This is a genomic window from Polynucleobacter sp. 39-46-10, assembly GCF_002282275.1.
This window is the reverse complement of the sequence record NZ_NCJB01000066.1, coordinates 1-11240: the sequence shown is the minus strand read 5'-3', so window position 1 is coordinate 11240 and position 11240 is coordinate 1. Positions and strand designations below refer to the sequence as shown.

The following is an 11240-nucleotide window of genomic DNA, read 5'->3' as shown; positions in this document are numbered from 1 at the left end:
CCTTTGCTTCAAATGTAATTTGCTATCTACAATTGTTGCATATATGCCTATGCTCCCCGCTATCCGCCAAATCCCCACTTTGCTGCTCTTAGCCATTCTGGCTGGGGTGGCGGTCGGTTCAGCCCAAGGCGCCCAGGGGATCGCTCAGTACGGTAAACCCAAATACGCTGATGGATTTAGTCATTTTGACTATGTGAACCCCAATGCTCCCAGAGGTGGCACCCTGACTTTGCCTAACCCAGATCGCCGGACTAGCTTTGATAAGTTCAATCCATTCACGCTGCGGGGTGTGGCTGCCCCTGGTATAGCTCAACTGATGTTTGAGTCTTTGGCGGTGGGTAGTGCGGATGAGGTATCCAGTGCTTATGGCCTGATTGCAGAAGATATTCAAGTGGCAGCTGACAAGATGTCGGTTGTTTTTCGGATTCGGCCAGAGGCAAAGTTTTCAGATGGCAGTGCGATCTTAGCAAGCGATGTAAAACACAGCTTTGATACCTTGATGAGTTCGCTCGCTAATCCACAATTTAAAACGGTATACGCCGATGTGAAGCAGGCGGTAGTCGTTTCTGATCGCGTTATCCGTTTTGAATTTAAGAATCGCAATCCTGAGTTACCGGTGATGGTCGGTACCTTACCGGTGTTCTCAAGCAACTGGGGCAAGAAGCCCGATGGCACGATCACACCCTTTGACAAGTTGACCTTTGAATTGCCGATTGCAAGCGGCCCTTATGTCATCGAGTCTTACAAAGCGGGTAAGACGATGATTTTTAAACGCAACCCAAATTACTGGGCGGATCGAGGCGGTAAGACCCTCAATGTTCGCGTCGGCTTTTATAACTTTGATCGCGTGAACTACAAGCTCTACAGTGATGATGCTGTTCGTCTTGAGGCCTTCAAAGCAGGGGAGTTCGACGCACTGGTGGAATACCGTGCGAAAAATTGGGCCAAGAGTTATGTGGGCCCTAGATTTAATGATGGCACTCTGGAAAAGAAAGCTTTCTTAAATCACAACGGTGCAGGCATGCAAGGTTTTGCGATGAATGTACGCCGCCCGATTTTTCAGGATCCACGCGTACGACAAGCCTTGGGTTATGCGCTCGACTTTGAGTGGTTAAACCGCCAACTATTCTTTGATCAATACAGTCGCATCAATAGTTACTTTACGAACAGTGACCTGAGTGCGAATTTCGATGGCCCTCATAAACCCACTGAAGCAGAATTGAAGTTACTTAAACCCCTGAAGGCGCAATATCCAAAGTGGGTGCCTGATGCTGTCTTTGGCCCAATGCCCGCTGCACCTTCAACCGTTCCGCCGGATAGCTTGCGGCAGAACCTGCGCAAGGCGCGTGATTTGTTGGCTCAGGCTGGTTGGCAATACCGAGATGGTGCACTACGCAATATGCAGGGTGAGCCTTTCCGTTTTGAAATGGTCGAAGACGGTCCATTCTTCTTGAGAGTCATTTCTTCCTACGTACGTAATCTGGAGAAGTTGGGTATTCAGGTAGATATTCGGACGAGCGACTTCGCTTTGCATCAGAAGCGCATGGATGAGTACGATTTTGATATGACCACCATTCGTTTCCCAGACTCACAAAGTCCTGGTAATGAATTGTGGGATCGCTTTGGTAGTCAGGCTGCAAAAGAAAAAGGTTCTGACAATGTCATTGGGGTCCAGTCGCCAGTAGTGGATGCCTTAGTGGATGCAGTTGTGAAGGCTCAAACTCGCGAAGAGTTGCGTGCAGCCACCAGATCTTTAGACCGTGTTCTTTGGAATAGCTACTACGTGATTCCTCAGTGGTACAACCCGACGCACCGAATCGCGTATCGTAAAGAGATGCGCTATCCAGAACCGCCTTTGTATTACACCGCTGAGTCTTGGATTCTGCTCAATTGGTGGAAAGAGGGGGCGCGCTAATGCAAGGGCAAATGTGGTCTTATATTTTCAAGCGCATGCTCTTGATGATTCCCACCTTATTAGGCGTTTTAACGCTTACGTTTGCTGTGGTGCAATTTGTACCGGGTGGTCCAGTCGAGCAATTAATGCTCGAGCTCAAAGGCAAGGGTGATGCTGCAGTTAGCGGGGCAGAGTCTTCTGGTGGCGGCAGCAACTATCGTGGTCGTCAAGGTGTAGATGCTGAGCGTTTAGCTGAGGTTAAGGCTTTATATGGTTTTGATAAGCCGCCTGTAGAGCGTTACTTCATGATGCTTAAGCGCTTTGCACAATTTGATTTAGGCGAGAGCTACTATCAACATCAAAGTGTTTGGCAGTTGGTGGTTTCTAAATTACCGGTATCTATCAGCATTGGTCTGTGGACCTTCTTTCTCACGTACTTGGTGTCGATACCCCTGGGGATTGCTAAGGCGGTTAGAGATGGTTCTCGTTTTGATGCGATTACCAGCACGATGATTTTGGTGGGCTACGCCATCCCCGGATTTGTTCTGGGCGTTCTATTGCTGGTCATCTTTGGCGGTGGTAGTTTCTTGCAAATCTTTCCACTACGTGGTCTTACTTCAGACAACTGGAGTGAGCTGAGCATGATGGGTAAGGTAATGGATTATTTGTGGCATTTAGTTTTACCAATTACCGCTTCCGTTTTGGGTAGTTTTGCAGTCATCACGATGTTGACGAAGAATTCTTTTTTGGAGGAAATTCGTAAGCAATATGTATTAACTGCAAGAGCTAAAGGACTCACTGAACAACAAGTCCTTTGGAAGCATGTGTTCCGCAATGCCCTCTTACCTCTAGTGACAGGATTTCCAGCGGCATTCATTGGTGCCTTCTTTACTGGTTCGCTGTTGATTGAAACCCTTTTTTCTTTGGATGGATTGGGCTTGCTTTCTTACGAGTCGGTGATGCGCCGTGACTACCCAGTGGTTTTTGGAACGCTGTATCTCTTCACCTTGATTGGCCTCTTTACTAAGCTGATTTCTGATCTTTGCTATGTCTACATTGACCCACGCATTCAGTTTGGCGCGGGGGGTGGCTCATGAGTCGCTGGCATCGTTTTAAAAATAGTCGTATGGGCTATGCCAGCCTCTGGATCTTCATGATCTTGTTTGGACTCTCTATGTGTGCGGAACTAATTGCCAATGACAAGCCTTTAGTCGTTCGCTATCAGGGCAAGTTTTATTTCCCTATTGTGAAGTCACAGCCTGAGCGAGTGTTTGGCGGTGACTTTGCAACGCCAACGGATTTTTTAGATCCAGATATTCGTCGCAACATTACAAGCAATGGTAATTGGGCAATTTATCCACCAATCCCTTATAGCTATGAAACGCTCAACTACTTTTCAAAGGTGCCTAACCCCGCTCCACCATCTTTTGATAACTGGCTAGGAACAGATGATCGCGGGCGCGATGTCTTGTCACGTTTGATTTATGGCTTCCGACTATCCATTCTGTTTGGTTTGGCGCTCACCATTGTTGGGGTGAGTGTTGGCATCATCACCGGATCTTTAATGGGTTTCTTTGGCGGTAAGTTTGACCTTATTTCTCAGCGCTTGATTGAGATTTGGTCGGCAATGCCGGAGCTGTATTTACTCATCATCTTTGCCTCCATCTTTAATCCTAGCATTTGGCTCTTAATTATTTTGTTAGCGGCATTTGGTTGGATGGGCTTGTCTGACTATGTGCGTGCAGAGTTTTTCCGCAATCGTGCTTTGGAGTATGTTCGCGCAGCCCGAGCATTGGGTTTAACGAACCTGCAAATCATGCGCCGTCATATTCTGCCCAATAGCTTGACGCCAGTAATTACTTTCCTCCCTTTTAGAATGAGTGCGGCTATTTTGTCACTCACGAGTTTGGATTTCCTGGGTCTTGGTGTGCCTCCAGGAACACCAAGTCTTGGAGAGCTTCTCTCTCAAGGTAAAAGTAATTTGGATGCCTGGTGGATTTCACTATCGACCTTTGTAGTTTTAGTAGCCACCTTACTTTTGCTCACCTTTATGGGTGAGGCTTTGCGAGATGCTTTTGATTCTCGTAAGTCAGGCGCCATGAGTGGAGGTCGTTCATGAGTGCACCTTTACTTTGTTACGAAGACTTCTCAATTTCTTTTGGTTCGGGTCGGCGTGAAAAATTTGCCGTTAATCATCTTGATCTCGAGATTGGAGTAGGAGAGCGAGTTGCTTTGGTTGGAGAGTCTGGCTCGGGTAAGACGCTTACTGCTTTAGCACCACTCCGTCTTGAGCCTGAGGGCGCCAAAACATCGGGCCGAATTTTGTGGAGCGGCAAGAGTACAAGTGTGAGCAATCAACCAGTCAATTTGCTGGATTTACCAATACAAGATATTCGTGAGATCCGTGGTTGTGAGATTGCGATGGTGTTTCAGGAGCCGATGACTGCGCTCAATCCATTATTTACTATCGGCAATCAAATTGTTGAGGCAGTGCAGATATATCAGCCCTTAATCTCTAAGGCGGATTGCATGTCTGCGGCAATTGATTTGCTCAAGAAGACTGGTATTCCACAGTCAGATAAACGCTTTCACTCTTATCCGCACCAGTTATCAGGCGGGCAGCGTCAACGCGCCATGATTGCAATGGCCTTGGCCTGCAAGCCAAGATTGTTGATTGCTGATGAGCCAACGACTGCCTTGGACGTTAGTCTGCGTTTGCAGATTTTGGATTTACTGAAAGAGTTGCAAGAAGAGTCGAAGGACCATGGTGGCATGGCGATTTTGTTGATCACTCACGATCTCAATTTGGTAAAACATTTTGCTCAACGTGTTGCTGTATTAAACCAAGGCAATCTCATGGAGGTGGGCCCTATAAAACAGGTCTTCGAGCATCCAGAGAATGCCTATACCAAGGCTTTAGTAAACAGCGCGCCCGTACGTGATTTAGCACCAGTAATGCCCTTGGCACCAGTCTTACTGAAGGCAGAGGGTCTATCGGTTTCTTACCCGGGCATGGAGTCTGTTGCTTGGTTTAAAAAATCTCCACGTCATCAAGTACTGCGTAAGGTTGGCTTTGAGCTTAAGCAGGGTCAGACCATCGGCGTGATTGGTGAGTCTGGCTCCGGTAAGACCACTTTAGGTATGGCGGTCTTGGGTTTGTTAGGTGATTCTGCTGCGCAGATCACGGGTGCAGTGGATGTGCTTGGTCAGGATTGGCAAAAGCTTAAGCCCGCAGAGCGCCGCGCTATGCGCTCGAGTTTGCAAGTGATTTTTCAGGACCCTTTTGGCTCACTTTCTCCGCGTATGAATGTGATGCAAATTGTTTCAGAGGGTTTAGATGTGCACTTCCCAAATTTGTCTGCCGCGGAGCGCGAGTCCCGTGTCTTGGATATTTTGCGAGAAGTCGGAATTGATCGTTCTGCCCTTACTCGCTATCCCCATGAATTTTCGGGTGGGCAAAGGCAGCGTATTGCGATCGCGCGTGCTTTGATTCTGAAGCCGCTGATTTTGGTGCTGGATGAGCCTACTTCAGCCTTAGATGTGTCGATTCAAAAACAAGTGCTTGCTTTACTGACTGAGCTCCAGAAAAAATACAACTTGGCCTACCTCATGATCAGCCATGATTTGGCAGTCATTCGGGCGATGTCACATGAGGTGATGGTCCTCAAGGCAGGAAGGGTGGTGGAGTTTGGCGATACCGAGACTCTGATCCAGCACCCTCGCCAGATCTATACCAAAGAACTATTTGCAGCAGCCGAGCTGACCTGAGATTCGACTTAAACAGCCATTCAGGGCGCTAAATTGGTGCATTTACATCCAATAAAGTCAAATTTGCTATTAAAAACAAAGAGTTATCCCAAGGGCTAGCATTTGGTGAAATAGCCCTTCTTTGTTAGAATGAAATGATGTCACTTCAAAAAGACCTCTTGCCAACGCTGTCTAAGCAAATGCCGATAGCCGCGCTGATTGCATTGATATTTGTTGCGAGCCCAGCATTGGCGGTGGATGCCACTCCTGAAGTCGCAAAAGACACATCTGCAGAAGTGGCTAAAGAGGTTCCCAAGCAAAGCATGTTTCAAGCTGGCAAGTCCTACTTTGTTCGTGCGTCTGATCGCTTAGCGGATTCCGTTACTGGCAAATCAGATGAGTTGATTAACCGCGCTATGGAAGTCATTGGTGTGCGTTATCGCTGGGATGCGGAGTTGCCGCAATCCGGTTTGGATGGCAGTAGTTTTGTTGGATATGTCTTCAAAGACAAGTTAGGTTTCTTGCTGCCGCGTAAATCCACTCAGATGAGTCGTGTTGGCAAACCAATTACTCGCGAAGAATTGCAACCTGGCGACTTGGTGTTCTTCAACACCATGCGTTTAACTTTCTCTCATGTCGGCATTTATGTTGGCGACAATAAATTTATCCATTCCCCATCGAAGGGTACCAGCGTACGTGTCGATGATCTTGGTAGTCTCTACTGGGACAAGCGTTTTGATGGTGCGCGCCGTTTAGATGGCAGCGACAACTTGGGTGATGCCGAGCGTCATGAGTTGTTAAATGAAGTAAATAAGCTCAAGCGCAAATCTCGTAACCTCTAATTTTTTCTTTAGAAGCTTGCGGCTAGACCAATAGACGTTCCTCGGACGTTCTGTCCAAATTGATAGCGAAATACCAATCTCACTCGACTAAACATTGGGTCGGATGCGCTTCTATCAACTTCAAATCCCGTACCCACAGAGGAGAGGGAGTCAAATCCTAGGGCGCCACGCAGTTGGCCTAGAAACTCTGTGTGAGCTAATTCAAAGACAGCCCGTAAAGGTCTCTCCAGCACCGTGAGTCGAGTGGGGTATCTAGCTCGAGCCCACAAGCCCAAGCTTTGTGAATCTGCGGAGCCTTGAACTGCGGCCGAACTATCAAAAGTATTGATGGCGATATTGGTGTAACGCAATTCGGCATCATATTCGCGCTCCGGTTTGTAATCCTCATAGTCCAGCATTAATGAGCCACCGGTGCCATAAGCATTCATACGGCCGCCATTTAAAAACTGCAGGTCCACTCCTGTTTTATTTTCTATGATGCGACCTGCAATAGAGAGATCGCTCTCTACATGACCGAGCATGATGTTGGCGATCGGACGAATACGTAAGTTGTCAGTTAGCGGGAAGTCCCAGCCGATACCGCCTGTGCCAGTGATGCCAGTCCATTTGACGGGTACGGTGACACTCGAGTTACCTATGCCATCAGTAAAGGTTGGGTCGTAGCGATTAAAGGCAATCGTTCCTTCAAGATAGAGTGGGAAGTTGGCGCTAATGCGGTCGCCACCACCAAGGGAAATCATCTGTAAATTTTGATTTTCTCCGCCCTTATCGGTGATTGATAGAGATCCAGTTGTGACATCTGGAGTGAGCGAGTAACCTGTGATCGTCATGAACGCATCGGTGCGCTTTTTGAGGTAATTGTTAACTCCAGCCGTAAATTGACCTCCCGCCTGAGCCTGGGCATAATGCACTTGAACTGCGATTGATAGTGCAATGAAAAATTTAAGGAGATTGGCGTTAGATTTCATAAACAATTGCACCGAATCCTAAATCAATGCCTACTTCTTGGGAAGCTAGCTCTAGGGCTAGCCTCGAAGTTTTTCTTTCAGGGCGGACATTTGCTCTTGGGCTGCGACTTCGCCAGCGAGAATTGCCGCATTTCTGGATTTAAATTCGCTACTACTCATTTGCTTGAGGTGGGGTGTAATCACGATGTCAGCACTCTTCAGTTCATACTGATTAATACTTCGCTGCATGATAGATATGGTTTGTTGCATGACACCAAAGGTTCCGCTGGCATCTTGATGAACGGGCTCTGAAGAGATGTTGACCGCAATCACCAGTGTTGCGCCCATCTGCCGGGCGTAACTGACTGGGACAGGGGCAACCAAGCCGCCATCAACATATTCTTTGCCGCTAATCACTGCAGGCTGGAATACGCCTGGAACGCTACATGAGGCACGCACTGCCAGACCTGTATTGCCAGAGCGAAACAAAATGCCTTTGCCCGACTGCAGCTCGGTCGCCACAATACCCAGAGGAATGCGCATTTGCTCGATCGATTTATTTTGCACTTCACGATTGACCATGTTCTGAAGGGCATCCCCTTTAATGAGGCCACCAAATCTTCCGGCAAAAGGGAGCCCCCAGTCAGCAATCGTAGCTTCATCCAGATTTAAGGCGAGCCGATTTAAGTCATTGCCGGTCGCCCCCGAGGCAAGTAGCGCAGCAATAACACTACCTGCGCTGCTGCCGACCACGATATCGGGCCGAATGCCCTGAGCCTCTAAGGCCTTAATGACGCCTATGTGCGCAAAGCCTCGGGCTGCTCCCGCACCCAGTGCTAAGCCAACTACAGGCTTACGGCCGCTCATTAAGCTGCACCCTGCCAGGCTTGAGCCCCCAATCAGGGCGCCTAAGCCAAGGCCTAGACCCAGAAAACGGCGTCTAGTATCCATATCGGTTGATAAGAGTGGGGATAGGGCTGTATTTACTTGCATGTGGCTATTGTATTGAGCCTCCCTTATAATGGGCGAACGGTGAGCGAAAAAGACTTCGTTTCAGCGCGGGCAGCTCCTTAGGGATTTTTGGGGATGAATTGTCCGTAGTAGCTAAATAGCGCCACCAGAACACCACCAACCCATTATTGAAATACATTTTTATAGCTCATCAGGTAATTGCCTGATAGCCCGAATTTTATGGATGATCACAATAAACGCGTAATTGAAACAGCTCTCTTGTGCGCGCAAGAACCATTGACAGTTGCTGATCTGACGCGTTTATTTGCTGAAGACATGGCCTCTGGCGAAATTGAAGATGCTCTCGTAGAGCTTCAAAAAGCCTGGGAAGATAAAGGCATGGAGTTGGTGCATATTGCGACTGGCTGGCGTTTTCAGAGTCGCTTATCGATGCGTGAATATCTCGATCGCTTAACTCCGGAGAAGCCTCCAAAGTATTCTCGTGCGGTGATGGAAACCCTGGCAATTATTGCTTACCGTCAACCCGTTACTCGTGGCGAGATTGAAGAGATTCGTGGTGTTGCGGTCAGTAGCAATGTAATGAAGCAGTTAGAGGATCGCGGTTGGGTTGAAGTGATTGGTCATAAAGAGACTATTGGTCGCCCAGGTTTATATGCCACTACCAAGCAATTCTTAGATGATTTAAGTCTTACCAATTTACAAAGCTTGCCAATGCTAGAAGATGCTGCGCCGATGGCTGCAGCTGAGCACTTAGGTCAGGCGGTAATGGAGTTTGATCCGAGTGCTACGGTTGAAACCGTGATTGAGTTGGACGAAAACGGTCAGCCGATCGTTCAGCCGACAAGCGAAGAATCGATTGCCCAAGAAAATATCGAACAGACAAGTGAAGAAGTAGAAGAAGTTACTCCAGAGCCTGAAGACCAATCAGACGAAACAAAATAATTATTAATGACAAGTCATAACGAAAACGATTCATCTCCGATTAAGCCTACATCGGATAACTCTCCTGCTTCTGAATCTGCATCTAATCATGCAGAGGGTGCGAAGGGTGAGGGGCGCGAGGGCGGTCAGCGTCGTCCGCGTCGTCAGGGCGCAGGCGCTAGCAAGCACCCCTTTAATAAAAAGCGCCCATTCAATAAAGATCGGCCTCGTCGCGAGGGGGTTGAGTCTAGTGGTGCGCGTGAAGGTGGCAATCATTCATCTGCCAAGCTTGCACCCAATCCAGCAGAGAGCGAAGCTTTGTTTGCATCAGTTGTTTCCGGAGAATTTGACGCAGCATTAGATGCGCCTGAAATGGTTGAGGTTAAAAATCCTGATGGCCTAAATGAGAATGAGATTTCTCATCAGACTGGTGCTGAGCGTCGTGCACAACGTGTGCGTCATGATGATGATGCCGATACGCCTAGCGATGATGAGATGAGTAGTTTGCAATTTGCAAACATCGATGATTTGCCACTGAGCTTACGTGATGAGGTTTGGTCGGACTTAGATGGTTTGGACGACGAGGCTGATGACGAAGACACAGTCAAGTTGCACAAGGTATTAGCTGATGTCGGCATGGGATCGCGTCGCGATATGGAAGACTTGATTATTCAAGGGCGCGTATCCGTGAATGGACTACCAGCCCATATCGGCCAACGTATCGGGCCAACGGATCAAGTGCGCATTAACGGTAAGCCGGTACATCGCAAAATTCAGACCAAGCCGCCGCGCGTGATCATGTATCACAAGCCTTCTGGTGAAATCGTGAGTCAGTCGGATCCAGAAGGTCGTCCAACCGTATTTGATCGTTTGCCAAAGCCACGTCAAGGACGTTGGATTGCAGTAGGTCGCTTAGACTTTAATACTGAAGGTCTTTTGTTATTCACCACCTCTGGTGAGTTAGCTAATCGCTTAATGCATCCCCGTTATGGCGTTGAGCGCGAGTACGCTGTCCGTATTTTGGGTGATCTGAGTCAAGAAAATATGACTCAATTAAAGAGCGGCATTACCTTAGATGACGGCGAAGCTAAATTCTTACGTCTTTCAATGGGTGGTGGAGAAGGTGCGAACCGTTGGTATCACGTTGCTTTAACTGAAGGTCGTAACCGCGAAGTTCGCCGTATGTTTGAAGCGGTTGGTCATACGGTTTCTCGTTTGATTCGTACACGTTATGGCATCTTCTTGCTGCCTCCACGCTTGAGACGAGGCAAATGGGAGGAGATTGAAGCTGGCGGTATCTATAACTTGATGAAGTTTGCAGGCTTAAAAATGCCTCAGCCGCAGGACAAAGGCCGCAATCCGAATGCCCAAGGTCGCGATCACCGTTCGCCTGCTAGTGAGGACTTTCAGCCCGATCCAATGCAAACCTCAGTTTCTTATTGGGGTTCACGGGATGCCTTAACCCAGGCCAGTGGCCACGGTGCCTTAACCCATCAAAGCAGGGGTGGTAAACCTGGCGGTGGTGGTTCAGGCGAAGGTCGTGGCCCTTTCCGGGGTCGTACTCAAGGTGGTCGTCCAGGCGCAGGTGGTCAGAGCGGTCAAGGCGCGGGACAAGGTCAAAACCGCAATAAAGGCAAGAAAGTTCACCATGGACAGTCTGCTTTTGTAACGGCAAGCCCTCAAAGTCCGGGAAATGGTCCTAAGCGAGGAGCGCCAAAAGGGCGCAAACCCTTTAATAAAGGCCCTAGAAAACCCCGCAATCCAGGCGAAAGCTTCTGATTTCTATCGGTTTTCCTCTAAATCGGCTATAATTTTGGTCTTACAGCAGTTCGCTGCTGTTTTGAGTTGTTACCGACTGATGTTGCGATCAACGTAAGTCGGCCTGTTCTGAATTTCGAGAATATGGGCTTTGAAGCC

The 11240-nt window shown here is 48.3% G+C and carries 9 protein-coding genes; 7 read left to right on the top strand and 2 right to left on the bottom strand.

Annotated features, from left to right (window positions below; genetic code table 11):
- Positions 1-43 precede the first annotated feature (43 nt).
- The 5 genes from B7X71_RS07350 to B7X71_RS07330 all read left to right on the top strand — a co-directional run bounded on the left by B7X71_RS07350 (position 44) and on the right by B7X71_RS07330 (position 6483).
- Complete coding sequence (locus B7X71_RS07350; protein ID WP_293596817.1) at positions 44-1915, top strand: extracellular solute-binding protein; 1872 nt, start codon at positions 44-46, stop codon at positions 1913-1915.
- An 11-nt stretch (positions 1916-1926) separates the two neighbouring features.
- The gene (gene yejB, locus B7X71_RS07345; protein ID WP_293596850.1) at positions 1927-2991 is read left to right on the top strand and encodes a microcin C ABC transporter permease YejB; all 1065 of its coding nucleotides are present in this window, start codon (positions 1927-1929) and stop codon (positions 2989-2991) included.
- A complete protein-coding gene (locus B7X71_RS07340) occupies positions 2988-4013 on the top strand; it encodes an ABC transporter permease (protein ID WP_293596816.1) in 1026 nt (341 codons plus the stop codon). Before yejB ends, B7X71_RS07340 begins: the two co-directional genes overlap by 4 nt.
- A complete protein-coding gene (locus tag B7X71_RS07335) occupies positions 4010-5662 on the top strand; it encodes a dipeptide ABC transporter ATP-binding protein (protein ID WP_293596815.1) in 1653 nt (550 codons plus the stop codon). Before B7X71_RS07340 ends, B7X71_RS07335 begins: the two co-directional genes overlap by 4 nt.
- A gap of 137 nt (positions 5663-5799) precedes the next feature.
- On the top strand, positions 5800-6483 hold the full coding sequence (locus tag B7X71_RS07330) for a C40 family peptidase (RefSeq protein WP_293596814.1): 684 nt from the start codon (positions 5800-5802) through the stop codon (positions 6481-6483).
- An 8-nt stretch (positions 6484-6491) separates the two neighbouring features.
- On the opposite strand, the gene B7X71_RS07325 is transcribed toward B7X71_RS07330, so the two are convergent.
- Together B7X71_RS07325 and B7X71_RS07320 are read right to left on the bottom strand one after the other, a co-directional pair.
- Entirely contained in the window at positions 6492-7451 is a 960-nt protein-coding gene (locus B7X71_RS07325; protein WP_293596813.1) for a hypothetical protein, read from the bottom strand.
- A gap of 57 nt (positions 7452-7508) precedes the next feature.
- A complete protein-coding gene (locus B7X71_RS07320) occupies positions 7509-8297 on the bottom strand; it encodes a patatin-like phospholipase family protein (RefSeq protein WP_293596849.1) in 789 nt (262 codons plus the stop codon).
- A 324-nt stretch (positions 8298-8621) separates the two neighbouring features.
- Between B7X71_RS07320 and scpB the strand changes: the two genes are divergently transcribed.
- Together scpB and rluB are read left to right on the top strand one after the other, a co-directional pair.
- On the top strand, positions 8622-9344 hold the full coding sequence (gene scpB, locus B7X71_RS07315) for an SMC-Scp complex subunit ScpB (protein WP_293596812.1): 723 nt from the start codon (positions 8622-8624) through the stop codon (positions 9342-9344).
- Positions 9345-9350: 6 nt separating this feature from the next.
- The gene (rluB, locus tag B7X71_RS07310) at positions 9351-11102 is read left to right on the top strand and encodes a 23S rRNA pseudouridine(2605) synthase RluB (RefSeq protein WP_293596811.1); all 1752 of its coding nucleotides are present in this window, start codon (positions 9351-9353) and stop codon (positions 11100-11102) included.
- The last annotated feature ends 138 nt before the right edge of the window (positions 11103-11240 follow it).

Excerpts from the sequence above, each read along its gene's own strand:
- B7X71_RS07325 (WP_293596813.1), bottom strand. The coding sequence starts at position 7,451 with ATGAAATCTAACGCCAATCTCCTTAAATTTTTCATTGCACTATCAATC.
- B7X71_RS07350 (WP_293596817.1), top strand. The coding sequence starts at position 44 with ATGCCTATGCTCCCCGCTATCCGCCAAATCCCCACTTTGCTGCTCTTA.
- rluB (WP_293596811.1), top strand. The coding sequence starts at position 9,351 with ATGACAAGTCATAACGAAAACGATTCATCTCCGATTAAGCCTACATCG.
- B7X71_RS07330 (WP_293596814.1), top strand. The coding sequence starts at position 5,800 with ATGTCACTTCAAAAAGACCTCTTGCCAACGCTGTCTAAGCAAATGCCG.
- yejB (WP_293596850.1), top strand. The coding sequence starts at position 1,927 with ATGTGGTCTTATATTTTCAAGCGCATGCTCTTGATGATTCCCACCTTA.
- B7X71_RS07340 (WP_293596816.1), top strand. The coding sequence starts at position 2,988 with ATGAGTCGCTGGCATCGTTTTAAAAATAGTCGTATGGGCTATGCCAGC.
- scpB (WP_293596812.1), top strand. The coding sequence starts at position 8,622 with ATGGATGATCACAATAAACGCGTAATTGAAACAGCTCTCTTGTGCGCG.
- B7X71_RS07320 (WP_293596849.1), bottom strand. The coding sequence starts at position 8,297 with ATGAGCGGCCGTAAGCCTGTAGTTGGCTTAGCACTGGGTGCGGGAGCA.
- B7X71_RS07335 (WP_293596815.1), top strand. The coding sequence starts at position 4,010 with ATGAGTGCACCTTTACTTTGTTACGAAGACTTCTCAATTTCTTTTGGT.